Source organism: Streptomyces sp. NPDC042002, assembly GCF_055588305.1.
On record NZ_JBVJCT010000014.1, the window covers coordinates 62,244 to 88,011 of the forward strand.

Sequence of the window (25,768 nt, forward strand, 5' to 3'; positions counted from 1 at the left end):
TTCCGATTCTCCCTCACCCTTTTCTCTCCTGCTCTTCCTTCCCCCTGTCCCGGCGCCCCCCCCCCCCCCCCCCCCCCCCCCCGGCACGCGTCTCAGGGCTGCAGGGGCATCGTCCAGCAGTTGGAGGTGGCCCGCCGGCCGGAGAGGCGGTCGGTCAGCCAGGAGATGGCGTCGCCCTGGTCGGTGATGAGGGGCGCGATGTGGTTGGTGAGCAGTCCGTCGCCGAGGTTCGGCAGGTTGATGGCGTCGTAGGTGATGTTCGCGCCCTTGCGGCACCAGTCGACGGCGAGTTGACGGGCCTGGCCGTGCGGGACGATGTCGTCCTGGATGCCGGTGGCCAGGCGTACCGGACTGGTCGGCTTCAGGTTGCCTATGCGCTGGTTGTCGAGTGTGGCCCGAAGTGCCGGTGTCCTCGCGACGAGGTCGCTGACGGACTCGCCGTCCGTCGTCCAGGACGTGCTCTTCTTGAACGCGTATCCGAGGATGGCGTCGCCGACGCACATCGTGGACAGGTCGTTCAGCGCGGCCTTCCCGGCGGCGTTGAGGTCGGCGTCGGCGACGGCCCGCAGGTCGGGGTCGGACTGCAGGAAGCCGTTGAGGGACCAGCCGAGAGCACCGGCGAGGGCGCTGCCGTCGATGCCCTTGATCACATCGGTGAGGTTGGCGGGCGGCGCTCCGGAGTAGGTGCCGGCCAGGGTGATGTCCGGGGCGTAGGAGGGCTGGAGTTCGGCCGCCGACGTGCTGGCGCCGCCGCCCTGGCTGTAGCCGAAGAGGCCGACGGGCGAGGCGGAGGTGATCGACGCCCCGGTCAGCGCGCGGGCCGCGCGGACGGCGTCGAGGAGTGCGTGGCCGCCGTCGAGGCGGTTGACGTACGTGTGGAGCCGGTCGGTCGCGCCCAGTCCCGCGTAGTCGGTGACGACCACCGCGGTGCCGGAGGCCAGGAGCCGGTAGATCGCGAGGTCCTCGTAACCGACCGACACCGTCTCGCCGTTCAGGGTGATCGGGTGCTCAAGGCCCATGGAGGCCGCGCACTGGTCGCCCTGGCCCATGGTGCCGGGGGCCACGGCCACCAGGGGTCGCGGTCCGCCGCCCTTCCAGGCGGCCGAGGGCTCGATGTAGGCGCCGGTCACCGCCACCGGCTGCCCGTTGGAGTCGGTCGACTTGTACATCAGGCGGGTCGCGGTGCCGGGGAGCGGACCGTCGAGGCCGGGCAGGCTGAGGGCGAGCGGAAGGGGTTCGCTGCGGACCAGGGTGCCGTTGGCCGAGGGGAGGCTCGCGGGCGGCGTGTAGAACGCGGGAATGGTCACGCCCCGGGAGACCACGTCGCCGGTACCGGCCGCCGCGGCGGGGATCGCCTGGACACCGAGGCAGGCGAGAGCCGCGATTGCGGTGGCGAGGAGGCGGCCGCGGTTCGCTGCGGCGGGCCCGGGGCGCGCGGCGGGGGAAGTCCGCTCCGGGTGGGGACGTCGGCTGGACGCCGGATGCGGCTGATGGGTGCTGTGGGGTCGTTCCATGCGGCTCACTCCCTGCTTCGTCAAAACGTGGGGGTCGTGCGGGCGGCCTACGGCGTCAATGGCGTGACACCGGCTCGGGCCGAGGTGCCGACCGGGCCGCCATCTCGGGACCGCTGATGGCGGATTCAGGTCGGTGCGGGGGAAAGGGCAGCGCCCGGAGTCGGACGGGGGCAGGTCGTGACCGCACCCGCCCGCGTCGCGGGGGTGGGCGGACAGAGGCACCGCACCGCGCGCCGTCGGCCGGGCGGCGCGCGCTGCGGTGCCCGCCCACGCGTCGTACGACGCCGGGCGAGGCGAATGTCCTGGGGGTTCCGTATACGGCGCGGCCCTGGTGCTCGTGGCTGTGGCTCCGCCGTCCCGTGCTGTCTGTGCTGCCCTGTTCCTGAACCTGTCCTCGACAGCGGCGGACGCCGAAGTCCCTTTCGACGCGCGCTAGTTACTCCCGAGTCACATAAGGAGAGTAGGAGCGGATGTCACCCAGTGACAAGATGTCTGCGTGCGTCATTTCCGAGGAGCCCGCTATGCTGCCGACGGTCGAAGAGACAGGGGCGGTGGGCAACGGTGCGCGATGCGGCACCCGCAGACCGGGCCACGACGGCCGCCTCGGCCGCGAGGCCGTCACTGGGCGAACGACGCAAGAAGGCTCTCCGCCTGGACATAGCCCGCGAGGCCGTCCGCCTGTTCGTCTCACAAGGCGTCACGAGCACCACGGGCGACCAGATCGCGGAGGCGGTGGGTGTCTCGACCCGCACGTTGTGGCGCCACTTCCCCACCAAGGAGAGCTGCGTACGCCCCTTGCTCACAGCGGGACTTGACGCCGCCACGGATCAACTGCGGCACTGGCCGCCGGAGACCGGCCTGCTGGACTTCCTCACCCATTCCTGCCGGCACGGGAAACTGCCGTCCGCCGACCCCGCGGTGCTCGACCTGATCCGCATGACCCCCACCGAGCCGGCACTGCGTGCCGTCTGGCTCCAGGCGCACGACGACGCGCTGCCCGTCCTCACCGAACTCCTCGCCCGGCGTTCCGGCAGGAGCGCCGACGATCTACGGGTGAAGGTGCACGCCGCCACCGTCAACGGCGCGCTGCGGGCGGCGGCGGAGGACTTCGCCGTGCGCTTCGCCGACGAGGCACGGGCCTCGGAAGAGGATCTCGCCGCATGCCTGCACGCCGCCCTGCACGCGGCGTCGGAGGGCCTGCCGTACTGACAACGGCCCACCGGACTTGGCCAGTTGAAGCCGGGTCGCACTTGAGCGGAGATCCCGCTCCGGCGAGGGCGCCCGGGCTCACGAGCGTGAATCGTCCCCTCGCGCCCCACAAGAGACGAGAAGAGAGGGCGGCCGGGTAAAGAGTTCACCTGGTCTAGTCCAAAGACCCGTCTGGTCTAGTCCAACAATATTGACGTGATCGCGACAGGGACCGGAAGCTGGGGCTCCCCCACCCCTCTGGAGGCACAGTGAGACGTTTTCGCGCATGTCTGGGCGCGGCAGCCGCCGTCAGCCTGGCTGCGGTCGGCACTACCGCGCTCGTCGCGGGCAGCGCCTCGGGCGCGACCAGCGCGCTCAGCAACCGGTGGTACGCCGCCGCCCCCTACCTGATGCCGCTGGACAACGATCCGCCGGACGCGGGCGCCATCATGGACGCGACCGGTCTCAAGGCATTCCAGCTCGCCTTCGTCCTCGCCCCCAACGGCGGTGGATGCTCGCCCACTTGGGGCGGGACGGCCGCGGTCTCCTCGGACACCGCCGTGCAGTCGGTCATCAACACCATCCGTGCCAAGGGCGGCGACGTCTCCATCTCCATCGGCGGCTACGGCGGCACCAAGCTCGGCCAGACCTGCTCGGACCCGGCCGCGACCGCTGCCGCGTACCAGCAGGTCATCACCAAGTACGGCCTGCACGCGATCGACTTCGACCTTGAGGAGCCGGAGTACGAGAACACGGCGGCCATCAAGAACGAGATCGGCGCCGCCAAGATCCTTCAGCAGAACAACGCGGGCCTGTACGTGTCCGTCACCACGCCCGGAACGGCGGACGGAACCGGCTGGTTCGGCAAGCAGATGCTGCTGGAGGCGAAGTCGCAGGGCTTCACTCCGAACAACTTCTCCATCATGCCGTTCGACGGCGGCTTCAACGGCGCCGCGTCCCAGACCAGCGCGCTCGCCAACTTCAACACCATCCTCCAGTCGACCTTCGGCTGGGACCAGGCGACCGCGTACGCCCATGAGGGCTTCTCGGGCATGAACGGCCGCAGCGACAGTGGCGAGTACTTCTCCCAGGCCGACTTCCAGACGGTGCTGGACTTCGCCACCAGCCACAACATGGACCGCTTCACCTTCTGGTCCCTCAACCGGGACCGTCAGTGCTCACCCGCCGACAACGGCGGCCGTACGTCGGGCACTTGCTCCAGCGTGGCCCAGAACTCCTGGGACTTCGCGAAGTACTCGGTGAAGTTCGCCGGCGCGACCCCGCCTACCGGCACACCCACCCCCACGCCCACGCCGACTCCGACCCCGACTCCCACGCCGCCGAGCACCGGCTGCAAGACGGCTTGGAACTCGACCACGGTCTACACGGCCGGCAACGAGGCGTCGTACAACAATCACAACTGGAAGGCCAAGTGGTGGACCCAGAACGAGACGCCGACCGGCGTTGACTGGGGTCCGTGGCAGGACGAAGGCGCCTGCTGACAGCTGATCGGCTCCGGACGGGGTTCCCCACGGGTGCCCCGCCCGGCTCCATCGGCTCCACGGCCCGCCGAGCGGTACCTCTGGGGGGGATGGCGTCACCCGAGTTCCGGGCGACGCCATCCCCCCAGTGCGTACGCCACTGGTCGGCACGCGGGCTACTCGGCCGGCGGGGCCTCCCGCATCGCCCTCGCGGTGGCCGTCGGGTCGTAGCCGTCGGGAACGCCCGGGACCAGGATGATGTCCCCCTCGACGTGCCGCGAGCGCAGCGGTGCGATCTCCCGGTACGCGGGTGAGTCCCACCAGGCACGCGCCTCGGCGATGGCGGGGAAGCCGATCACCACGACATGACCGGGCCAGCTGCCCTCCATCACCTCATGCCGTGCGGCGTGCACGAGGAATCGGCCACCGTACGGTTCGAAGGTGGCGCCGATCCGCTCGATGTACTCGGCGATCTCCGGATGCGGTGCGGCTTCCCGCAGGTGAGCTATGGCGTACGCGGTCATGGCGTCCTTCCGGCCGTTCGGGCTCCGTACACGGACGACCCTGCCGGAAGGGCACACCGGAGTCGATTACCCGAGAGGTAAGCGCCCCCCTCTGACCTGGCTCCGTGACGCGACGAGTGAGCACGGCCGTACTGATGTGTGGTCTTCCGGGGCCGGGCAGGACCACCTACGCGATGACGCTGGTGCGACGGGGCCATGCCCGGCTCTCGATCGACGAGGCCGGGTGGCGACGACTCGGGCGGCGCGACGCCGGCCTGGTTCTGGAAGCGGCGGCCTGAAGCCACGCCGCGGACAGCGGGTGACGCCGGCGCAGGCCCTTCTCGTCACGGCCTCGGGGGCGTTCGCGACATCGGGCGGCGACGATGCCAGGTGGCGGGCGTTGTTGCGCCGACGTACCCAGGCGCGGCCGCAGTTGAGGACCACGGACATGACTCCGGCGGTGACCGTCAGCCGCGCCCACACCACCGCCACCGAACACGTGAAGCTGCCCTGGAAACGCTTCAAGGGCTCTCCGACCTGCCGCTGACGTGACAGGACTCCGGCGGATGGCCACGGGTCCCTTCTCAGGGACCGGCTGCTCCTGCGCGATACGAATGCCCGCTTTGTCACCCAACTCCCGCCCGCGACGCGCGTTCTCGCTGTTCAGGGTCTTGTCGCTGCTCCCGTTGCCTGGTCTTCTGTACCCCCGGTGAGCAAATGGCGCCTCGCCTCACCACGGTCTCCCGGCAGCCCGGAACGAGGCGAGGCCGGCAGGAAAGGCGACAACGTGGACTCAGTGGCTGGGCAGGACGTGCGGAGGCCGCTGCCCGAAGGACTGGGCGCGGCGATACACGAGACCGCCGAGGAGATCGCCGCGCTGCTGCGGACCGACGCCGACATGGAACGCCGCATCCCCGGAGCGGAGTGGAGCGTCGGTGAGGCGGCGGCGCATCTGGCCCTGGCCAACGAACTGATGGCGGAACTGGCGGCGGGACATGCGCGCCCCTACGGGGACGGCACACCGCAGAGCCTCGCCGGGGCCAACGAGCGGTCGCTGGCGGAGTTCGGGGAGCGGACGGCCGAACCCTTGGCGGCGATGATCGTCGAACACGCCGATGCCTGTGTGAAGGCGTTGGAGGAAGGGGCGCAGGAGGGGCCCGTCGTCACTCCGCTGGGCTCGATGAGTCCCCAGGAACTGGGGTCGTACCTGCTCGCGCACATGCTCGGCCACGGCTACGACCTCGCCCGCGCGCTGGGCCGGGCGCACATGCTCGACCGGGCCCGGGTCGGGCTGACCCTGCCGTTCATGCTCACCGCGATGCCAAGGGTGACCGATCCGCTCCGCACCGCCGGCATGAACGCCCGCTACGGCATACGGCTGTGGGGCGGCGACGGGTTCGGCGTGACGCTGGCCGACGGCGTACTGACCGTCGACGGGCAGCCACCGGACAGGCCGGACTGCACCATCTCCATCGAGCCGGTCACCTTCCTCCTGATGGCGCTCGGCCGCCAAGGACAGGTGGGCCCCATCGCCCGCGGCCGCATCCTCGTCCGGGGCCGCAAGCCCTGGCTCGCGCCCCGCTTCCCGGGCCTCTTCACCGCGCCCTGAGCCGGGCAGGGGGTCAGCCGAGTTTGCGGTCGAGGTTGAAGGCGGCGCTGATCAGGGCGAGGTGGGTGAAGGCCTGGGGGAAGTTGCCGCACTGTTCACCGGTGTGGCCGATCTCCTCCGCGTAGAGGCCGAGGTGGTTGGCGTACGTGAGCATCTTCTCGAAGGCGAGTCGGGCCTCGTCGAGCCTGCCCGCGCGGGTGAGTGCCTCGACGTACCAGAAGGAGCAGATCGAGAACGTGCCCTCCTCGCCCTTGAGGCCGTCGGGGCTCGCCTGCGGGTCGTAGCGGTAGACCAGGGAGTCGGAGACCAGGTCCTCACCCAGGGCGTCGAGGGTGGCGAGCCATCTCGGGTCGGTCGGGGAGATGAACTTCCCGAGCGGCATCATCAGCAGCGACGCGTCGAGGATGTCGCTGTTCTCGGTCTGGGTGAAGGCGTTGCGTCTGGTGGACCAGCCCTGGCTCATGATCCGCCGGTAGATCGTGTCGCGGACGGTGCCCCACCGGATGACGTCGCCGGGCAGGCCGCGGTGCCGGGCCAGCCGCATGGCCCGTTCGATGGCCACCCAGCACATGAGCCGGGAGTAGAGGAAGGGTTTGCGGCCCCCGCGGGTCTCCCACACCCCCTCGTCGGGCTGGTCCCAGTTGTCGCACACCCAGTCGACGAGCCCGCTGACATTGTCCCAGTGCGCGCTGGAGAGGGGCTGCCCCCACTTGTCGTAGAGGTAGAGGCAGTCGACGAGGGCACCGTAGATGTCCAGCTGGAGCTGGCCGACGGCGCCGTTGCCGATGCGCACGGGAGCGGATCCCCGATAGCCCTCCAGGTGCGTCAGCTCGCGTTCGGGCAGGTCACGGCGCCCGTCGATGCCGTACATGATCTGCAGCGGGCCGTCCGGGCCGACACGTTCGGGAATGTCGCTCTGGACGTGCTCGGCGAGGAAGCCCATGAAGGCCTCGGCCTCGTCGGTGAAGCCGAGACGCAGCAGGGCGTACACACAGAACGCGGCGTCACGGATCCACACATAGCGGTAGTCCCAGTTCCGCTCACCGCCGATCCTTTCGGGCAGGCTGGTGGTCGGCGCGGCGATGATGGCGCCGGTGGGGGCGTACGTGAGCAGTTTCAGCGTGAGGGCGGAGCGGTGCACCATCTCCCGCCAGCGGCCGCGGTAGCGCGACTGGGACAGCCAGCGCCGCCAGTAGCGCACGGTGGCGTTGAAGTCCCGCTCGGCCTCGGTCACGGCGCAGAAGCGCGGGGCCACCTCGTCGTCGATCTGGTCGAGGGCGAAGACCGCGGTCTCCCCCTCGCGCAGCTTGAACAGGGACCACACGTCGTTGCCGGCGACCTCGATCGGCACGGTGGACGTCAGGGCCAGCTTGAGCGCGGGCGAGGTGAAGACGGCCTGGCCGCCGTCCACGCGCACGGTGTGCGGGACCGACCCGTACTCGAAGCGGGGGGCGACCCGCGCCCGAAAGGGCAGCGTTCCGCGGACGCACACCACACGGCGGATCAGGCGGTGCCGGTCGGCCTCGTGCGAGTCGTCGACGACCGGCATGAAGTCCTGGATCTCACCGACCCCGTCGTCCGCGAAGAACCGGGTGATCAGTACATTCGTGTCGGGAAAATAGAACTGCTTCGTACGCGCCGGGACGTCGGCGGCGAGTTCGAAGCAGCCGCCGCGGTCGGCGTCCAGGATCGAGGCGAAGACGCTGGGCGCGTCGAAGCGCGGGCAGCAGTACCAGTCGATGGTGCCGTCCGTGCCGACCAGGGCCGCGCTGCGCAGGTCGCCGATCAGACCGTGGTCGGCGATGGGCAGATAGCGGGGAGTGCCGGTGCCACGAGGTCCACCGGGCACACCACGAGTCTCATCGTTCACCCTGGCCTCAGGAGTCACATCAGCCATTCCGGCCTCCTCTGGGCCGCAGCCCGAGCCTCCCCCTCCGCTCCAGGCTAACGAGTTATCCGAGGTCCGGGGCGTTCGTACGTTCCCGGGCCTGGGTTTCGTACACGCGACCACGCGGCCGCTCGGCCGATGGCATCAGTGCTTCAGGACGACTTTGGCGGCCACGATGATCAGTCCGAGAAACAGGTTCACGAATCCCTCGGCGACGATCAGCCCGCGGGAGGCACCGGCGCGGGCGGCTCCGAGGCACGCCCACATGACCTGCTGGGCCACCGCGATGCCCAGAGCGATCCACAGGCCCGTGCTCACACTCATGTCGAACACGGCGGTGAGGGCCACGGCGGCGGCGGGAAGGGTGGCGGCCTCGACGATGGACCACTCGTGCCCACCGATCCGGCGGATCTCCCGCCAGGACCAGGGCTGACCGACCATGCGTTCCCCGGCGATCTGCGCGTAGACATGGGTCGCCCAGAAGACCAAGCCGGTGATCACCAGCAGCACGACGGCCTCGAGCCGTGGGTACTCCCCTCCCGTTCCGGCCGTGGCCACCACCGAGGCGGCCAGGATCGAGCCGTAGATGGCGCCCGCGTAGTCGGTTCGAGGGCCGGCCGGCCGGTCTGCACGATCTCCACGCTCAGGTGGAACGCTGGAGCCACTCACCAATTCAAGATAGGCAGAGGGCGACCGCCGCGCCCGCCGAGTGGGCCGTCCGGCGCGGGTCGCGGTCGGGGAACCAGCTCGCCGAGGCCGCCAGGGGCTCCCCTACGATGTCCGCTCACGTCATCGAGGGGACTTGTCGACCGGCGCGGGATTCATGTTCCGCACAGCCTGCGGTGCCGCAGTCATGCCGCGGGGCGGCTACTGCGCTCACTGCGGACAGCCGCTGCGAGGGTCCATACCTGCTCGCCGTTCAGCGCCTCCCCTTCTCGGAGCCGCACTGGTCCGGGTGCCGCCCTTGTTCCGGCGCTGACGAACAAGGCACCGACCATCGCCCACCGCACGATCGGCCGAGAGCCGGCTCCCGCGCCGGAGAGAACCGGCGGGCACATGGGTCATCCATGATTCCGATCCCGGACGGGCTTCCGGCTCAAGCGGTCCAGCCCGGCCCGGCGCCGGCCGCCTCGGCGGCGAGTTCGCCGCGGATCACTTCCGGCAGGCGTCCGTTCCGGTTCCGTCCGCGCCGGCCGGGGCCGATCGGATCATCAGGTCGTCTTTGAGTTCATCGGCGTCGCGTTCGATCCGAGCCGAGCACGGCGCGATGTCTGTACGCGACCCACGTCCTGAGATAACGTCACCTCGCCCACCACGATTGAATCGTTTCAATCAGTTGAGGAATGAGGCGTCATGCCGTCGAACAGCACTTCCGAGAACGCCCCGCGGTCCGGTATTCCCCGGCGAACGGCCGTCGCCGCCGGGGCCGGTGCCCTGGCTCTGTCCGCCGTGGGGCTCCCGGCCGCGGGGACCGCGTCCGCCGCCGAGAGATCGGCCGGCGCGGCGGCCCCCTCGACCGCGCCGCGCTCCGGAACAGGCTGGCAGCGCTACGTACAGGCTCCGGCGTCGCGTGCGGTGCGGCCCGTGCGCGTCATCGCCTCCACCGGAGATGTCACCGGCCCCGAGGGCCTGTTGCGACCCGGCGGCCCCCGCACCGTCCTGCGGCGCCCCCAGCCCGCCCCGGCCCCGCGCTGGCCCGACGGCACCGTGGCCGAGGCCTCCTCGGCTCACGCGGGCAACAACGGCGACGACGGACAGCCGCGCACCTACGACGCCAAGAACGCCATCGACGGCGATCCTGACACCTTCTGGAACGACGACACGCCGGGCGTGTTTCCCGACACCCTCACCATCACGCTTCCGGCGACGCGCGAACTGCCGGGCATCACGCTGATCTCCAACAGCGACGGCGTCCCCACCGGCTTCACGGTCGACGTGTGGCAGAACGGCGCGTGGCAGACGGTCGCCACGGTCGTGGACAACGATGTCATCCAACGTGCCGTGCCCTTCGCGGCCAAGGTGTCCACCACCAAGGTCCGCATCACGGTGACGGGCGTCCAGAACACTCCGCGAGGGGCCTTCACCCGGGTCGACGAGGTGTGGCCGGAGCCCGTCTCGGCGGTGGTGACACCCGGTGTCACGGTGGACTTCGGCAAGGTCGTCGTGGGACATCCGCGCGTCCGCTTCACCTCCGCGTCGGACAACTCCCCCGGTGTGCGGCTCGCGTTCTCCGAGACCCAGCAGTTCCTGACCGACCGCTCCGACTTCACGCGCTCCGACCAGTCCGGCGGGGCGGGACAGGGAACCGACCAGTTCGCCGTACCGGCCGCGGGCGCGGACTGGACCGGCCAGAAGGGCTTTCAGGCGGGCGACAAGGTCTACGCGGACGGACTGCACGGCTTCCGCTATCTCAGGATCACACTCGACGCACTGGCGGGCGACGCGCCTGCCGCTCAGCCGTGGGGAACCGTCGAGATCGACTCCGTCGGCCTCGACTTCAGCGCTTATCTGGGCACGCCGAGCACCTACCGCGGATGGTTCCTGTGCTCCGACGACGACCTCAATCGCTACTGGTACGGAGCCTCGTACACCAATGAGCTGGTCACGGACACCTTCCGTCAGGACGACGTCGACCCCCGCAACGCCTGGAGCCCCTCGCTCGAAGGCAAGTCGGTGCTGCACGACGGTGCCAAGCGCGACCGGGACCCCTATGTCGGCGACTTGGCGGTGTCGGCGCGCACCCTCTATCTGACGCATGACGACGCGGCCGCCGCCGCACGCAACGTCCTGGCCGACCTCGCCGACCATCAGCGTGCCGACGGCTGGATCCCGCCCGCCTCCATCTCCGGTTACGCGCTGCCCCTGTTCGACTATCCGCTGTGGTGGGTGACGTGCAGTTGGGACTATGTGCTCTACACGGGTGACCGCTCCTACGCGAACCGCTACTACCCGAACCTGCTGAAGGTGCTCGACACCTGGTATCCGAGTGTCACCGACAGCGCCGGCCTCCTGAGCAAGGGTCTCAACGGCACCGGGGGATACGGCGATTACGCGTTCCTGGACCGCACCGGACGCGTCACCTACTACAACGCCAACTACGTGCGGGCCCTCAACGACGCGGCGAGGCTGGCTCGTTGGCTGGGGCGCGAGGAGGACGCGAACCGCTGGACCCAGCGGGCCGTGTCGGTGAAGGACGCCGTCAACACCCATCTGTGGGACGAGGCCGCCGGCGCCTACCTCGACTCCGCGACCGGACCCGTCAGGCACGCGCAGGACGGCAACGCCATCGCCATCACGGCGGGTGTCGCCGACAGCGGACGCGCCGCCTCGGCCCTCGCCCATCTCGACGCCACCACACAACGGCCTTACGGCAACGCGTTCATGGACAACGACACCATCTTCGACGACGCCTCACAGCGTGTGTACGCCTTCACCTCGTACCCCGAGATCGTGGCACGCTTCGAGGCGGGCCGGGCGGAGTCAGCCGTCGACCAGATCCGGCGCACGTACGGCTGGATGGACAGCCACGACCCCGGCATCACGAACTGGGAGGGCATCGGTCCCGGCGGATCGTTGTACGAGGGTGCCTACACCAGCATGGCGCACGGCTGGTCCACGGGCGTTCTCCCGGCGTTGACGCACCAACTGCTGGGCGCCGTGCCGACATCCCCCGGATACGTCACCTGGGAAGTGCGCCCGCATCCCGCTGGCATCGCCTGGGCTCAAGGACAACTGCCCACACCTCAGGGACCTTTGAAGGTCTCGTGGGAGAACAGCACGAAGGTCTTCGCGTTGACCGTGCAGGTGCCCGCGGGAACCCGAGGTGCGGTCGCGTTCCCGATGGACAGTCGTGGTGTGACGGTTCGAAAGGGCGGGCGCGTGCTCTGGGGCGGGCACCGGGAGTCGGCGGGCGGCGACGTCCGGGTCACCGACGGCCGGATCACGGTCACCGGCTTGCGCGCGGGCACACACCGCTTCTCCGCCGTTCGGCACGACTGATTCGACACGGCCGAGGGGTGTCGTGGGAGGTGTGATCGGGCCTACCCGGGCCGGGGCCGGGGAGGGAATCCATCCGGCTGCCGTCGTCGGTGACCGCACACCCGCCGCGTTCCGCTGCCCTTGACGCACCGGGCGCGGGGGGGGGGGGGGGGGGGGGGGGGGGGGGGGGGGGGGGGGGGGGGGGTGGGTTGCTCTTTCCCTCCCGCCCCCCCCCCCCCCCCTCCCCCCCCCCTCCCCCCCCCCCCCCCCCCCCCCCCCCCGCCCCCCCCCCCCGCTCACCGGTTCCTGTCCCGTCCGTTCCTGCCACCCGGACCCCATGACCTCCCTTCGGCATCGGCACGCAGACCTCACGCGCACGCTCCGCCCATGAAAGTCAGGGAGCCTCAGTCACCGTCACGGTGCTGTCCTGCGCCGGTCGGGCGGAAGCACGCCGTGACCGTTTTCCCGTGCCGCTGACACTTCATGGCCCACTCGTCGGCGAGCATCCGCACGATGCCGACCCCTCGGCCGGACACCGCGCCCGGCTCGGGATCACGCTGGAGCGGCAGCGTGGAGTCCTCGTCGTGGACACTCACATGCAGGCAGTCGCCGTCCCACGTGAGGACGAGATGAGCGTCGCTGTGAGCGTGGATGTGTGCGTTGGTGAGCAGTTCGGACACCGCCAGCACGACGGCGTCCACCGTCTCGGGTTCCTCGGCCGTCCACGCCAGGGACTCCAGGTGCCCACGGGTCCAGCGCCGCCCGGCGCTCACCCCTCCGGAGACCGGGAACGAGTGCGCCCAGCCCATCGCCTTGACCGCCATCGCCCGACCTCACTCCCGTATCGCGTCTCCCGTGCCCTCTCGTACTGGCCGAGTACCCAAAAGCCGCCCACACAGTCGACCTACCGCCAACGCGGCTGAGACATCGCGGCGACCTTCCGTGCGCGCTCCTCGACGGGTTCAAGCAAGGCCTCGCGCACGAGGTGTGCGGGGCGCTGACGACACCTGCGGGAGTCGATCGGAGTCAATCCGGCACCACAACCCGAGCTCCCCTTTGGGGCGAACCAGCACGCGAAGGGAACAACAGGCCAACAGTGTCCGTACTATCTGTAAGCCGGGGCATACGCATCAAGTGCGGTCGCCCAGCCACGCAGCCCGGTCAACAGGAACACGCCCCACCCTCCGGCACCTTCCCGGTGTGTTCATGTGGCGACCGCGCGCCGAAGAGAGGTCTCCATCGTGCCCGACACCAAGACTCCCACCGAACTGACATCGCAGTACACCGCTCAGGTGGTCGGCGACCTGGAGCGCAACGCGAAGGAGCAGGAGCGCGTCAGTGCGGAAATCGACGCACTGCAGGAGCAGTTGAACGCTCTGCGGCACGACCACGCAGTCCTCACCAACCTGCACCAGGCGCTGGGCGGTGCCACGGGCACGGTCGTCGAGGCCGGTCCCGAGCCGACGTCGGCATCCTCGGTGCCCCGCCAGAAGTCCCCCCGCAAGTCCGCCGACGGCAAGCGCACGCGGACCAAGAAGGCCGACGCCGTGAAGGAGACGGCGGCCCCGACGTCGGCGGCCAAGAAGCCCGCTCCAAAGGCCACCTCGGCTCAGCCCACGCTCATCGATCTCATCCGCCGCTACCTCACGGAACAGCGGGAACCGCGCTCGGCCGCGGAGGTGTCGACGGCGCTCGGCCAGACCCACCCCGAGCGTCGCATCCAGACCAACGTCGTCCGGACCACGCTCGAGAACCTCGTGGCCAAGAGCCATGCCCACCGCGCCAAGCAGGGCAGTTCCGTGTTCTACACGGCCGTCGGCGCTCAGGAGCCGTCCGCGCCGGCACCGAGCGCGGACCGGCCGACGGAGGCGGCGGCAGTGGCGGACAGCAACTGAATCCGGTCAACGCCGTTTTACCGCAAGGGACTTGGACGTCCACGCCGACCTCGTCGACCGAACGGCGGGGCACTCGCGATGACCGTCGATGTGTCCGGCGCGGCTCGGCACCCAACACCTTGATGTGCCCTCTCCCGAAGGTGGTCCCGCCTTCGGCGACACGGTGAAGTCCGCTGCCACGGCCGCGGCGTTCGCGCTGCGGCCCGCCGCCGCACGGCGAGCCGGTACCCCGGCGGGATCCCGCACATCCCGGCGGCCTGGCTCACCACTACGGCCGAGCGCCACGCGAGAGGCTCCGACAGACCGACGCGTCCTCACTTCGGGTGCCGGACGCCCGGGGAGTCGCTCAAGCCGTCACCTTGGCGATGAACGCGGCCAGGTTCCCCACGGTCCGCTGGATCTTCTCCTCCAGGGTCAGCGACTCGTGGAGCCGCCCTCCGACGCCCGCGTCCTTCCTCCCGCGTACGTACAACGAGCAGGCGAGGTCGCTGCACAGATAGGCGCCGACCGAGTTGCCCTGCTGTCCGGCCTTCCCCGCCTTGGGCGCGACCATCAGGGAGACACCTCCGGTGTGGGTCGTCACGCACACCGAACACATGCTGCGCCGCTGCTGGCCCGGCGTCGCGGCCGGGCAACGGAGTTGGAGGGCCTTCGGACCGCCGTCCAGTTCGGCCACGATGTACGCGCGATCCGGCGCCTGCGGGTCCCGCCAGCCGAGGTAGTCCAGGTCGTCCCAGGGCCGGTCGGCCAGGTCGCGCGGAACGGAGAGGCGCTTCGCCTCACCCTTGGTGCAGTTCACGAACGCGGCACGGATCTCTTGCTCGGTCAACGGCTTCATATGGCTCACCGTAATTTGCCTAAAGGCATTAGGCAAATGCATAATCGACCACGCCGAGGGAGAGGAAGGACATGGTTCGCGCGGGACTGAACGCCGAGCGCCTGACACGGGCGGGGGCAGAGCTGGCCGACGAGGTCGGCTTCGACCAGGTGACCGTGTCGGCCCTGGCCAGGCGCTTCGATGTCAAGGTCGCGAGCCTGTACTCGCATGTGAGGAGCTCCCACGACCTCAAGACCAGGATCGCCCTGCTCGCTCTGGACGAACTCGCCGACAGAGGGGCCTCCGCGCTGGCCGGGCGGGCCGGCAAGGACGCCCTGACCGCCTTCGCGAACGTCTACCGCGACTACGCCAGGGAACACCCCGGCCGCTACGCCGCCGCTCAGCTCAGGCTCGACCCGGAGACGGCGGCGGCGAGCGCCGGCGTCAAGCACGCGCGGATGATGCGAGCGATCCTGCGCGGCTACGACCTGACGGAACCGGACGAGACCCACGCGGTCCGGATGCTGGGCAGTGTGTTCCACGGCTATGTGAGCCTCGAGGCGGGCGGAGGGTTCAGCCACAGCTCACCCGACTCACAGGAAAGCTGGTCGCGTGTCCTGGACGCACTCGACTCGCTGCTGCGGAACTGGCCCGCACCCTGAGACCGACCCGACTCCTCCATCGGCCGGGTCGTCGGCGCCCCCGGCGTCTTTCCGGTCCTGTGCCGGTCACCGCCGACTCTGCCGGTGTCCGGCACAGGACCATCCGCCGTGCTCCCCTGCCGACATCGTGCATCTCTGTGTGTGAGGGGCGCATTGCCGGTTCCCGGCAGTGTTGCCTACGCTCTGCGTGCCGGTCACCGCTAAGAAGTCGTCACCGGGCCGTCAAGAAACCGGGGGACGAAGTGATGGAACGGCAGATACCCGAGCAGTATCTGGAGGGCTATGCCCGGATACTGTCCGATGTCTCCGTCACCGGCAGGCGCCTCACCCGGGACGAGATCGAGTCCCGGCGAGCCCTGGGCGAACGGGCCGCCGACGCCGGTCACGGCCTGCCCGCCCTCGTCAGTGCCCACCTCTCCGCGGCCCGCGCCGCCTGGCCCGCCTCACCCGCTTCGGCCGACTGCACGCTCGCCGCGGTCCAACAGGTCATCGACGCCTTCGCCGAAGGCTACGGGCGGGCCCAGTTCCTCGCCGTACGCAAGGAGGAGGCCGCGCGCCGCGAGTTCATCGACGACCTCCTCTACGGGCGCAGCGACCTGGGCCGCCTCGCCGAGCGCGCGGAACACTTCGGCCTGCGCCTCTCCCACGCGCACGCGGTCGCCGTGGCGGAGGGCCCGACGGCCTACGACGAGTCGGCGCCCGTCCCCCGCCGGGTGGAGCAGGCCCTCATCGCCCGCTTCGGCGACCGCAACATCCTGTTCACCACGAAGGACGGCAGGATGCTGTGCGTCGCGCCCGGCGAACAGGAGGACGTCCTCACCTGCTTCGCCCAGCAGGCGCACGCGGCCACCGACGGCGGGCATGTGGCCATCGGCCGGCCCCAGCCCGGCCCCGGCGGCGTCGTCCAGTCCTACGAGGAGGCGCTGAAGACCCTCGAACTCGCCGAGCGGCTCGGCCTGGACGCTCCCGTGCTGCGCGCCGCGGACCTGCTCGTCTACCCCGTTCTCACCCGGGACCGCCAGGCGATGGCCGACCTGGTCCTCGCCGCGCTCGGTCCGCTCACCGGCGCCCGCGGCGGCGCCCAGCCGCTCCTTGACACCCTCACCGCGTACTTCGACACCGGCTGCGTCGCCGCCGCCGCGGCCCGCCGTCTCTCCTTGAGCGTGCGCGCCCTGACGTACCGACTCGAACGCATCCACCAGCTCACCGGGGCCGACCCCGCCGACCCCGCGCAGCGCTACATGCTGCAGACCGCGGTCATCGGCGCCCGACTGCTGGACTGGCCCGCGCGGAGTCCGTGACTCAGCGGTAGTCGGGGTTCGGCGCGTCGGGACTGCAGCCCGCGTCCCATTGCGAACGCTGGTTGCCGTGGGCCGGAATGCCGCCGGACCGCTTCAGCAGGGCCGCCATGTGCATCAGGTTCCAGGTCATGAAGGTGGTGTTGCGGTTGGTGAAGTCGTTCTCCGGGCCACCCGAACCGGGGTCCAGATACGACGGGCCGGGACCCGCCGGACCGATCCAGCCGGCGTCGGCCTGCGGCGGGATGGTGTAGCCGAGGTGCTGGAGGCTGTAGAGGAGGTTCATCGCACAGTGCTTCACGCCGTCCTCGTTACCGGTGATCAGACAGCCGCCCACCCGCCCGTAATAGGCGTACTGCCCCGCGGAGTTGAGCAGTCCCGAACCGCTGTAGAGGCGCTCGACGACCTGTTTGGTGACCGAGCTGTTGTCACCGAGCCAGATCGGGCCCGCGAGAACGAGGATGTCCGCGGCCATCACCCGCTCCTGGATGGCCGGCCACTCGTCCGTGGCGAAGCCGTGTTCGGTCATGTCCGGGTAGACGCCCGGCGCGATGTCGTGGTCGACGGCGCGCACCTCCTCGACCGTGACTCCCTGGGCCTCCATGATCTGACTGCTCTTGTCGACCAGTCCCTGGGTGTGGCTCTGCTGGGGTGCCGGTTTGAGGGTGCAGTTGATGAACAGCGCGCGCAGATCGTCGAAGCGGTACGCGTCGTCGGCTGCCGGGGTCGACGGAGACTCGGTCACGGGGGACTCCTTCGTGCGGGGCTGCGGTGGTGGGGGCCGGGACACGGGACGACTCGGCGTCGGCCCGCTGGGTCGGTTGCTGCCGGCCCGATGGGCCGGTTGCTCAGGAGCAGCGTCTCCCGCGCACCCCGGCTTGTCCCCGAACGACGCACGGGCGCGCGTCACGCAAGACGTGCGCCGGGGTGTCACACGCCCGCGCGGGTGTCAGCCGTACGCCGTACGCCGCGTGCCGTGCGCCCTCTCGTGTACGCCCTGCGGTGTGCGCCATGTGAGAGGCCGATCGTCGGTCGCGCGACGGCCCCGACCCACACGGCTCGCGGGCCGCACCTGTCCGGAACCCGTCGCTCGTCACCGATAACACCCTCCGCCGGAGGACTAGGGTGGTGATCGTGACGACTGAACGATGGGCACTCGGCGGCGACTTGAGCGTCGCGCGAATCGGCTACGGCACCATGAAGCTGACCGGTTGGCCGAGAGGCGACCAGCCGGACCGGGACACCGCACTGGGGATTCTGCGCCGGGCCGTGGAACTCGGTGTGAACCACATCGACACCTCGTACTACTACGCGCGCGACGGGGTGTCGGCGAACGAGCTGATCCGGGAGGCCCTGCACCCCTACCCGGACGACCTGGTGATCGTGACCAAGGTGGGCGCGCTGGTCGAGGGCGCCGACATCACCCTTCCGGCGGACGAGAAGACGGGTCTCACCGCCGACAATCTGCGCCGCGGCATCGAGGCGAACCTCCGCTCGCTCGGCCTGGACCGGATGGACGTCGTGAACCTCCGGCTGGGCGATCTCGACGGATCCGGGGCGTCGTCCCTGGCCGAGCCCCTGGAAACCCTGCTGGCACTGCGCGACGAGGGCCTGATCCGGCATCTGGGCATTTCCAACATCACGGCCGACGAGTTCGCCGAGGCCCGGAAGATCGCGCCGATCTCCTGCGTCCAGAACCTCTACAACGTGTCCCAGCGCGATGACGACCCCCTCGTCGACGCCTGCGCGGAAGCCGGCGTCGCCTACGTCCCGTTCTTCCCGGTCGGCGGCTTCCAGCCGGTCACCGCCGAGCACCTGGAGTCCGTCGCCGCCCGCCACCGGGCGACCACCCCCCAGGTGGCCCTGGCCTGGCTGCTGGCCCGGTCGCCCAACATCCTCCTCATCCCCGGCACCGGCTCCCTGGCCCACCTGGAGGAGAACATCGCCGCCGGAGCACTCGAACTGAGCGCCGAGGACGTCGCCGAACTGGGGTAGCGCATGCGTTTCGGGAGTGCCGGCCCCACGACTTCGATCCCCTGCGTGTCTCCCGCGGCCTGTCCCGCCGCGACGCCCGGGGCCTCGCGCGCGTCGGCTGAGCGAAGGGCCCGGAACCGCGCCACGACCGCCCTGGACCGGCGACCACCGCCGGTGTGACGCGGATGACGGCGGCCGGGCGACGCGCACCCCGGCCGCCTGCAACCGAAGCGGCTCCAATCGTGTCTCACAGCACACGACTGGAGCGCGTGGGGACCGGAATGCCTCACGTGCCCCACGTCATGGGGAGGCATGGGTCATGAGCACATGGGCGGTACCGGGCTACACCGAGTCCCGCGAGCTCGGTTCGGGGGCGAGCGGGCGCGTCGCGCTGGCCGTTCACGAGGAGACCGGCCATCCGGTCGCGGTCAAGTACCTCAGTGAGTCGCTGCGTACGCGTCCGGGCTTCGTGCACGAGTTCCGGGCGGAGGCACGGCTGCTCGGCGGGCTGCGGAGTGACCACGTGGCCGGCCTGTACGAGTACGTGGAGGGGCCGGAGGGCGCGGCCATCGTGATGGAGCTGGTGGACGGCGTGTCTCTGCGGGCCGTGCTCGCCCGGCAGGCCCCGCTCGATCCGGAAGCCGCGCTCGTCCTCCTCAAGGGCTCGCTGCTGGGCCTCGCCGACGCCCACCGCGTCGGCGTGGTCCACCGTGACTACAAACCGGAGAACGTCCTCGTCCGCCCCGACGGCACGTCGAAGCTCGTCGACTTCGGGATCGCCGCCACCGACGGCACCACCGCGGGCATCGCGGGCACCCCGTCGTACATGGCTCCCGAGCAGTGGACCGGCGCCCCCGCCTCGCCGGCCGCCGACGTGTACGCCGCGACCGCGACGTTCTTCGAGTGCCTGACCGGCCGCAAGCCCTACACGGGCGAGAACCTGGCCGAACTCGCCCTCCAGCACGTGGACGGAGCCATCCCCGCCGACGAGGTCCCCGAGCCGGTGCGCTCCCTCGTCCAGCGCGGCCTCGCCAAGTCACCCGAGCAACGGCCCGCCCATGCCGAGGACTTCGTCGCGGAACTCGAGGCCACGGCCGGCGGCGCGTACGGTCCGGACTGGGAGGAGCGCGGCCGCGGGCGGCTCGCGGCGCTCGCGGCACTGTCCCTTCTGCTGCTTCCCTCCGCCCCCTCCGTTCCGCGCCGCGCCACGGACACGGCGCGCACGGTCCTCGGCGGGACACCCGACTGGCTCCGAGCCTGGCAGCCGAGCCTGCGCTCGCTGCTCGTGGCGGCGGCCGCGCTCGTCGCGGCCCTCCTCCTGACGTACGGCATCGACCGGCACGCCCCGGACTTCGGCACACCGCGAAGGGCCGCGCAGGCACTCGCCACCACCAGCGCGCAGCCGACCGGCGACAGCGGCCCCACGACGACGACGGATCCCGGCTCCCCGACGCCGTCCTCCGTGTCGTCCTCATCGGCCGCGCCCACGGCTTCCGGATCGGCCGCGGAGGCCACCACGCAACCGCCCGCGTCGGCGTCCGCGGCCACCACCGCGTCCGGGTCCGCCACCGTCGCGCCCCCGACGGCACCGGCCACGACAACGGCCGCGCCGACCACGGCATCCCCGTCGCCCACCGTCGGCGTCAACGTCAAGTCCGTCACCTTCAGCGGCTTCCGGCAGACGGGCACGGCGACCGCGGCGGCGACGGCCACCGTCACCACCGACGGAACCGGACCGGTCACCATCACGGTCGCGTGGTTCACCGGTGAGGTCAGCGGCCAGGCCGGGTCCCAGGACGGGGCGGCGGACACCTATCAGCGCAGCGGGTCGACCCAGTACACGATCGCCCTCGCCCACACCTTCCAGGGAACGGGCTGCTACTGGAGTGTCCAGGCCAGGACCCAGCCGGCCTCCGCCGACGGTGGCGCCTTTCAACAGCTACTGACGCGGCGGTGCATCATCACATGACCGAACACCCCGGCGCCGCGGGCGCCCCCTCCCCCGACGACGAGTACAGCGCGACCGTGCTGGCCAGTCACTGGATCCAGCGGCCGGACTCCCCCGACACGCTTCCCCTGTCCGGGGATACGGCGACGGTGACGCTGTCGGGTCCCACGGCAGCGACGGTGGCGCTGTCGGATCCAACGACCGGGGACACCCGTCCCGACCGGGTCGAGGGCACCCTGCTGCGCTTCGGACCCGGCGTGAACGCCGACACCATGCGCAGGGTCACCGAGGCTCCTCCGGCGGTCCCGGTACGCCGCCGGACGTGGCGCAGACACGCGCTGCCCGCCGTGGTGCTGCTGGCCGTCGTCGCCTTTCTGTTCTGGCACCGCGCCGCGCCGTCCCTCGGCGTGGACGGCGTCACGGTCTCCGCCGCGTCGCCCTCCCCCGGATGCGACGGAACCGCCGACATCACGGGCACGGTCACCACCAACGGCAGACCCGGCACACTCGCGTACCGCTGGGTCCGCAGCGACGGCACGTTCTCGGAGGTCCTGCACGAGGACATGACGCATGGTCAGAAACAGGCCCGGCTGCACCTGTTGTGGACGTTCCAGGGCGACGGCCGCTACGAGGCGAGCGCCGAACTGCATCTGATCTCACCCGTGCGCCGTACTGTCTCGACGAGGCTCACGTACGACTGCCCATGACAGGGCGACAGGGCCGGGCGGCCTGCCCTGCGGTACCTCTCTGGCCTTCAGGGAGCCACCGCGGATCCACGCGCGCACATCACCGGAGCGCACAGGATCCGCTTTCTGCGCGCCCGCTTCCCCTCGATCGCGGATGCGGTCAACCGGGCGGCCTCCGCGGCGATCTGGGTCAGCCCCCAGCCCACCGTGGTCAGCGGCGGTGTCAGGACCCGGGAGACGGGGTGGTCGTCGAAGCCGACCACCGACACGTCGCGCCCCACGACGAGTGACGCCTCCGCCGCCGCCGCGTACACCCCGTAGGCCAGGGAGTCCGAGAAACAGAAGACGGCCGTGGCGCGCCGGTCCCCTTCGAGGACCCGCCGTGCGACCACGGTCGCCGCACCCAACTCCTGCGGACAGGGCACGAGTTCGACTCGCAGCCCTATCCGGTCCGCCGCCTCGCGCACATAGACGTCGGCGGGCCGGTCGGGCGTGCTCGGCCGGGTCGGGGTCAGGACGGTCACCCGGCGGTGGCCGAGGCCGTGGAGGTACTCCAGTACGGCGTCGATCCCGGCCCGGTTGTCGAAGATGACCTGCCCGGCCGTACGCGCCCGGCCCAGCGAGTCGCCGACGGCGACGACCGGCAGCGCGTCGGCGATAGCCGCCCACGCCTTCGCCGCCGGGTTCACCGGGGACACCACGAGCGCGTCGACCCGCTGATCGCGCAGCTGCTTGGCGAGGACGAGCTCCCGGTCGGGGTCGCCGCCCGCGTCCAGGATCAGCGCGTAGCGGTCCCCGGCGAGGAGTTCCCGGCCGATGGCCGCCATGAGCTGCTGCTGCCACAGGTCCTGGAGATCGCCGGCGAGCACGCCGACCATGCTGGTGCGGCCGCTGGCGAGGGCTCGGGCGATGGGGTCGGCCTCGTAGCCGAGTTCGGCCGCGGCCTTGCGTACGCGTTCCTCGGTCTCCTTGGAGACCTGCTTGCCGCGCAGGGCGTAGGAGACAGCGGCGGTGGAGAGGCCGGTGGCCTCGGCCACCTCCCTGAGGGTGGTGCGCTTCTGGGGCCTGACCATGCCCGGAAGCCTACCGGGCCGCGTCCGGATCACGGGCATGTGCTTGACACGTCTCGTTGTTAACCGCTTAAGTTAAGCGCATCACTGAAGCGCTTAACCAATGACACTCCCGTGCGGTCACCGCACGGATCTCCCAAGGACTTCAGGGTGCCCATCGACGTCCACCAGCACATCTGGCCGCCCGACTTCGTCGATCTGCTGCGTGCGCGCACCGCGCCGCCACACCTCGACGGCTGGACACTGCGCCTGGAGGGCGAGCCGCCCTACGAGGTGGACCCGGCCGACCACGACATCGACGCCCGTACCCGTCTGGCCGCCGCCGACGGCCTCGGCCTCGCCCTGGTCTCCCTCTCCAGCCCGCTGGGCATCGAGTACCTGCCGGCGACGGAGGCGCTGCCGCTGCTGAGCGCCTTCCACGAGGGTGCGCTGGCCCTACCGGCCCCCTTCGGCGTCTGGGCCTCCCCCTGTCTGAGCGAGCCGGACCCCGATGCGGTGGAGCGCGACCTGCGCCGGGGCTGCGTGGGCCTTCAACTCCCGGCCACGGCACTGCTGGACGCCGCGGGCTGGCGTGACCGCGCCCCGTTCCTGGACCTCCTCACCCGCTTCGACAAGCCCTTGTTCGTCCATCCGGGCCAGGCTCCGGCCACCCTCCAGGCCCCGCCCTGGTGGGCGGCCCTGGTCCCCTACCAACAGCAGTCGCACGGTGCGTGGTTCGCGTTCCGGGCCTTCGGCCGCGCCCGCCATCCGGGACTGCGTGTCTGTTTCGCCGCGCTCGCCGGGCTGGCCCCCTTGCACGGCGAACGGCTCGCGGCCCGGGGCGGCGGCCGTGGTGAGGTCGACTTCGACGTCTTCTACGACACCTCCTCCTACGGCACGCGAGCCGTGGACGCGCTCGTCCGGACCGTCGGCATCGATGTCGTCGTCAGCGGCAGCGACCGGCCGTACGCGCCGCTCGTCATCCCCGACCTGGGGTCGGACGCCGCCGTCCACGCCCTGCGCACCGCCAACCCCGCCCGTCTGCTGCACGGCCGAACCTGAGCCGCCCGGCGGACCACTTCTGGAAGGGAACCTCGCCGTGACGTACTCGGCCCTGCCGGACCGCACGCTCGACAAGCACGAACTCCGGCGGCTCGTCGACGATCTCGCCGCCCGGCCCGAGCTCTGGCGCGACCGGATCGCCTTCTCCCACGAGGAGCGGCACTACGCCTCGCTGCACCGCGACGAGTACGTCGACGTCTGGCTGCTCTGCTGGACCCGGCGCAGCGACACCGGCTGGCACGATCACGACGTCTCCTCAGGCGCCGTCCGGGTGGTCCAGGGCGCTCTGACCGAGTCCAACCCCCGTATCGGGGGCCGTCACCTGTCCGTCGGCGTCGGCGCGGGCGACTCGTTCTGCTTCGGCCCCGACCACATCCACCGCCTCACCGGCGCCACCGACGACGCGGTCTCCCTGCACGCCTACTCGCCGCCGCTGTGGCGCCTGGGGCAGTACGACATCACCGAGGACGGCCTGATGCGCCGTATCTCGGTCTCGTACGCCGACGAACTCCGGCCCCTGGGCAGCCCGGCCGCATGACGGCGCCCTGCCGGGCCGCACGGACCGGAGACCCGGGCGAGGGGAGAGACCCGTCGCCCGGGTCGGCACATGTGCGACGACGTCACACGGTCGTCGGTGTGCAGGTGCTCAGGCCCGTGACGTAGTTGAGCTGGGGACCGTAGCCCGCGAAGGTGGCGATGGCCTGGGGCAGCAGGGTGCGGCACGGGGCGCTCTGGCCGTCGGTGTATTCGACGGTGACGTTCACGGTGGTGTCGCAGTCGTTGACGACGGTCGTGTAGCGCCAGTCGCTGTAGTAGTGGACGCAGTCGGGAACGGCTGTCGCCTGGGCGACATCGTCGGCGGGGGCGACCCGGCCGGCGTCTCGCGCGGTGGCGGGTGCGCCGGTCGCACCCAACAGGCCCAGAACCGCGGCGGACAGACCCAGGACCGTCCTGAGCCGGAGCGGGGATACGAAGCGGCTGACGGGGAACATGGCGGCGTCCTTCATGTCGGCGAAGCAGCGGCCTTGGAGCCTCTGCGCGGTGCCACCCTGCAACGCCTGCAAGAATTGCGCAAAGCCATGCAACTCCTTTCAGTCGATGATGAACTCTCAACCGCAGCGGTGCAGTTCACGAAGATGCCCGGATCCGGGTCTTGTGCCCGCTTCCGGGGCGACATGTGCGCATGGCAGTTCGCCGGTCGCGCGGACGGCGCGTGGACCGCGGCGTTCACGCGCGGGCCGGGCGGTGACCGACGGGAACCGCGGACAGAGCCGTGCGCGCCGGCCGGGACGTCGGTCCGGTCGGCCGGACCGGCGCGTGTCGCGCTTTCGCCGCAGGGGTGGAAGCGGACCCGGGCCTCGCCTTCGCCCGGGTCGCGTCGACCGCCGGTCGACGACCGTCGACGGCGTGGCGAGTGGCCGCGGTGAGGCCGCGGCCGACCGTGGTGGACCGTGGCCGGCCGACCGCCGAGGCCGTGGTCAACGGGCTGAGGCCGTGGTCGGCCGCATGCGGGCGGGGATCCGGTCAGCCGACCGCGAACGTGGTCAGCCGCGAGATCTGCCCTGGTCCCGCCGGCCCTGTCGGGGCTGGGGGCGGCCACGGCCGACGGCGCGCCGACGTGACGGTGCCGGGGGTGCGTCCGCGCTGTTGAAACCCGGCCCGCTCGGGGCGCTGAATCCGCCGGGGACCGCCGGGGCGACCACGGGGGCACCGGTGGTGGCCGCCGGCTCGGAGGGCGCGGAGGGCGTACGGGTGCGGGGCACGGCACGGCCCACGACGCGGGTGTGCGTCATCAACGGGGCACAGGCGGCGCAGACTTCCATGAGGGTCCACACCTGGGCAATGGCCTGATCATGGCGCAGCACGAGCAGCACACTGCCCATGCAGTGCACCTGACTGCCCTCGTGGGAGGCGCACTGCGTCTGCCGGCAGGCGCAGGCGGCGTCGGCGTGCACGGTGGCAGCGCGGCCATGCGCCCCGACGTGGGCCTCGGCGAAGCGGCGCAGCGAGGCGAGGTCACGGGACCGCGGCGGCATGGCACAGGGAGAGGAGCACGTGACCGACGCGGTGCGGTCGCTGTGGCCGGAGATGCGGACGGTCCAAGTGCGTCCCGGACGTCGCGCGGCAGCAGATTCGGAGTGTGGGAGGTCCAAGACCGGCAGTCCTTCGGCAGTGGGATGTTCGCGCTGGTGCGCATAGTTTCTTTACCCGCGCGG

Annotated in this window: 24 protein-coding genes; 14 read left to right on the top strand and 10 right to left on the bottom strand. The window is 70.9% G+C overall.

The genetic code is table 11. From position 1 onward, the window contains the following. Nucleotides 1-92: 92 nt before the first annotated feature. Nucleotides 93-1,514: a lipase family protein gene (locus ACZ6KY_RS21645; RefSeq protein WP_469311914.1), complete on the bottom strand. Its 1,422-nt coding sequence runs from the start codon at nt 1,512-1,514 to the stop codon at nt 93-95. A 561-nt stretch (nt 1,515-2,075) separates the two neighbouring features. Here ACZ6KY_RS21645 and ACZ6KY_RS21650 point away from each other — a divergent pair. Continuing rightward, nucleotides 2,076-2,723, top strand: a complete 648-nt coding sequence (locus ACZ6KY_RS21650) for a TetR/AcrR family transcriptional regulator (protein WP_469311915.1) — start codon at nt 2,076-2,078, stop codon at nt 2,721-2,723. Between the two features lie 248 nt (nt 2,724-2,971). Continuing rightward, on the top strand, nt 2,972-4,204 hold the full coding sequence (locus ACZ6KY_RS21655) for a chitinase (protein ID WP_469311916.1): 1,233 nt from the start codon (nt 2,972-2,974) through the stop codon (nt 4,202-4,204). Nucleotides 4,205-4,359: 155 nt separating this feature from the next. Here the strand turns inward: ACZ6KY_RS21655 and ACZ6KY_RS21660 are convergent, their stop codons facing one another. Then, nucleotides 4,360-4,707, bottom strand: a complete 348-nt coding sequence (locus ACZ6KY_RS21660) for a DUF1330 domain-containing protein (protein ID WP_469311917.1) — start codon at nt 4,705-4,707, stop codon at nt 4,360-4,362. 104 nt (nt 4,708-4,811) lie between these two features. Here ACZ6KY_RS21660 and ACZ6KY_RS21665 point away from each other — a divergent pair, with 104 nt between their 5' ends. The 3 genes from ACZ6KY_RS21665 (at nt 4,812) to ACZ6KY_RS21675 (ending at nt 6,295) form a co-directional block, all read left to right on the top strand. Further along, complete coding sequence (locus tag ACZ6KY_RS21665; protein ID WP_469311918.1) at nt 4,812-4,985, top strand: hypothetical protein; 174 nt, start codon at nt 4,812-4,814, stop codon at nt 4,983-4,985. 20 nt (nt 4,986-5,005) lie between these two features. Further along, the gene (locus ACZ6KY_RS21670) at nt 5,006-5,233 is read left to right on the top strand and encodes a hypothetical protein (RefSeq protein ID WP_469311919.1); all 228 of its coding nucleotides are present in this window, start codon (nt 5,006-5,008) and stop codon (nt 5,231-5,233) included. A gap of 240 nt (nt 5,234-5,473) precedes the next feature. Further along, nucleotides 5,474-6,295 carry a maleylpyruvate isomerase family mycothiol-dependent enzyme gene (locus ACZ6KY_RS21675; protein WP_469311920.1) on the top strand — a complete coding sequence of 274 codons (822 nt, stop codon included), beginning with the start codon at nt 5,474-5,476 and terminating at the stop codon, nt 6,293-6,295. Nucleotides 6,296-6,308: 13 nt separating this feature from the next. Here the strand turns inward: ACZ6KY_RS21675 and ACZ6KY_RS21680 are convergent, their stop codons facing one another. Both ACZ6KY_RS21680 and ACZ6KY_RS21685 read right to left on the bottom strand, forming a co-directional pair. Then, nucleotides 6,309-8,192: a glycoside hydrolase family 15 protein gene (locus ACZ6KY_RS21680; protein ID WP_469311921.1), complete on the bottom strand. Its 1,884-nt coding sequence runs from the start codon at nt 8,190-8,192 to the stop codon at nt 6,309-6,311. 135 nt (nt 8,193-8,327) lie between these two features. Beyond that, nucleotides 8,328-8,852 carry a hypothetical protein gene (locus ACZ6KY_RS21685; RefSeq protein ID WP_469311922.1) on the bottom strand — a complete coding sequence of 175 codons (525 nt, stop codon included), beginning with the start codon at nt 8,850-8,852 and terminating at the stop codon, nt 8,328-8,330. Between the two features lie 684 nt (nt 8,853-9,536). Here ACZ6KY_RS21685 and ACZ6KY_RS21690 point away from each other — a divergent pair. Beyond that, the gene (locus ACZ6KY_RS21690; RefSeq protein ID WP_469311923.1) at nt 9,537-12,182 is read left to right on the top strand and encodes an alpha-L-rhamnosidase-related protein; all 2,646 of its coding nucleotides are present in this window, start codon (nt 9,537-9,539) and stop codon (nt 12,180-12,182) included. Between the two features lie 383 nt (nt 12,183-12,565). Here the strand turns inward: ACZ6KY_RS21690 and ACZ6KY_RS21695 are convergent, their stop codons facing one another. Further along, nucleotides 12,566-12,985: an ATP-binding protein gene (locus ACZ6KY_RS21695; protein WP_469311924.1), complete on the bottom strand. Its 420-nt coding sequence runs from the start codon at nt 12,983-12,985 to the stop codon at nt 12,566-12,568. Between the two features lie 417 nt (nt 12,986-13,402). On the opposite strand from ACZ6KY_RS21695, the gene ACZ6KY_RS21700 reads away from it, so the two are divergent. Beyond that, nucleotides 13,403-14,056 (top strand): hypothetical protein, encoded by a 654-nt coding sequence (locus ACZ6KY_RS21700; RefSeq protein ID WP_469311925.1) that lies wholly within the window; start codon nt 13,403-13,405, stop codon nt 14,054-14,056. A 346-nt stretch (nt 14,057-14,402) separates the two neighbouring features. Here the strand turns inward: ACZ6KY_RS21700 and ACZ6KY_RS21705 are convergent, their stop codons facing one another. Next, nucleotides 14,403-14,894, bottom strand: coding sequence for an FBP domain-containing protein (locus ACZ6KY_RS21705; RefSeq protein ID WP_469311926.1), 492 nt, complete (start codon nt 14,892-14,894; stop codon nt 14,403-14,405). Between the two features lie 71 nt (nt 14,895-14,965). On the opposite strand from ACZ6KY_RS21705, the gene ACZ6KY_RS21710 reads away from it, so the two are divergent. Together ACZ6KY_RS21710 and ACZ6KY_RS21715 are read left to right on the top strand one after the other, a co-directional pair. After that, on the top strand, nt 14,966-15,535 hold the full coding sequence (locus tag ACZ6KY_RS21710) for a TetR/AcrR family transcriptional regulator (protein ID WP_469311927.1): 570 nt from the start codon (nt 14,966-14,968) through the stop codon (nt 15,533-15,535). A 242-nt stretch (nt 15,536-15,777) separates the two neighbouring features. Further along, entirely contained in the window at nt 15,778-16,836 is a 1,059-nt protein-coding gene (locus ACZ6KY_RS21715) for a PucR family transcriptional regulator (protein WP_469311928.1), read from the top strand. A 1-nt stretch (nt 16,837) separates the two neighbouring features. Here the strand turns inward: ACZ6KY_RS21715 and ACZ6KY_RS21720 are convergent, their stop codons facing one another. Beyond that, nucleotides 16,838-17,578, bottom strand: coding sequence for a flavodoxin family protein (locus ACZ6KY_RS21720; protein ID WP_469311929.1), 741 nt, complete (start codon nt 17,576-17,578; stop codon nt 16,838-16,840). A 389-nt stretch (nt 17,579-17,967) separates the two neighbouring features. Here ACZ6KY_RS21720 and ACZ6KY_RS21725 point away from each other — a divergent pair, with 389 nt between their 5' ends. The 3 genes from ACZ6KY_RS21725 to ACZ6KY_RS21735 all read left to right on the top strand — a co-directional run bounded on the left by ACZ6KY_RS21725 (nt 17,968) and on the right by ACZ6KY_RS21735 (nt 21,462). Next, nucleotides 17,968-18,828, top strand: a complete 861-nt coding sequence (locus ACZ6KY_RS21725; protein ID WP_469311930.1) for an oxidoreductase — start codon at nt 17,968-17,970, stop codon at nt 18,826-18,828. A gap of 298 nt (nt 18,829-19,126) precedes the next feature. Then, the gene (locus ACZ6KY_RS21730) at nt 19,127-20,776 is read left to right on the top strand and encodes a serine/threonine-protein kinase (RefSeq protein ID WP_469311931.1); all 1,650 of its coding nucleotides are present in this window, start codon (nt 19,127-19,129) and stop codon (nt 20,774-20,776) included. Then, a complete protein-coding gene (locus ACZ6KY_RS21735; protein ID WP_469311932.1) occupies nt 20,773-21,462 on the top strand; it encodes a hypothetical protein in 690 nt (229 codons plus the stop codon). Before ACZ6KY_RS21730 ends, ACZ6KY_RS21735 begins: the two co-directional genes overlap by 4 nt. Before the next feature lie 47 nt (nt 21,463-21,509). On the opposite strand, the gene ACZ6KY_RS21740 is transcribed toward ACZ6KY_RS21735, so the two are convergent. After that, on the bottom strand, nt 21,510-22,514 hold the full coding sequence (locus ACZ6KY_RS21740) for a LacI family DNA-binding transcriptional regulator (RefSeq protein ID WP_469311933.1): 1,005 nt from the start codon (nt 22,512-22,514) through the stop codon (nt 21,510-21,512). A gap of 147 nt (nt 22,515-22,661) precedes the next feature. Between ACZ6KY_RS21740 and ACZ6KY_RS21745 the strand changes: the two genes are divergently transcribed. Beyond that, the gene (locus tag ACZ6KY_RS21745; protein ID WP_469311934.1) at nt 22,662-23,552 is read left to right on the top strand and encodes an amidohydrolase family protein; all 891 of its coding nucleotides are present in this window, start codon (nt 22,662-22,664) and stop codon (nt 23,550-23,552) included. A gap of 37 nt (nt 23,553-23,589) precedes the next feature. Then, a complete protein-coding gene (locus ACZ6KY_RS21750) occupies nt 23,590-24,090 on the top strand; it encodes a cysteine dioxygenase (protein ID WP_469311935.1) in 501 nt (166 codons plus the stop codon). An 82-nt stretch (nt 24,091-24,172) separates the two neighbouring features. Here the strand turns inward: ACZ6KY_RS21750 and ACZ6KY_RS21755 are convergent, their stop codons facing one another. Both ACZ6KY_RS21755 and ACZ6KY_RS21760 read right to left on the bottom strand, forming a co-directional pair. After that, the gene (locus ACZ6KY_RS21755; protein ID WP_469311936.1) at nt 24,173-24,544 is read right to left on the bottom strand and encodes an alpha-amylase; all 372 of its coding nucleotides are present in this window, start codon (nt 24,542-24,544) and stop codon (nt 24,173-24,175) included. 552 nt (nt 24,545-25,096) lie between these two features. After that, nucleotides 25,097-25,588, bottom strand: a complete 492-nt coding sequence (locus ACZ6KY_RS21760) for a hypothetical protein (protein WP_469311937.1) — start codon at nt 25,586-25,588, stop codon at nt 25,097-25,099. Nucleotides 25,589-25,768 lie beyond the last annotated feature (180 nt).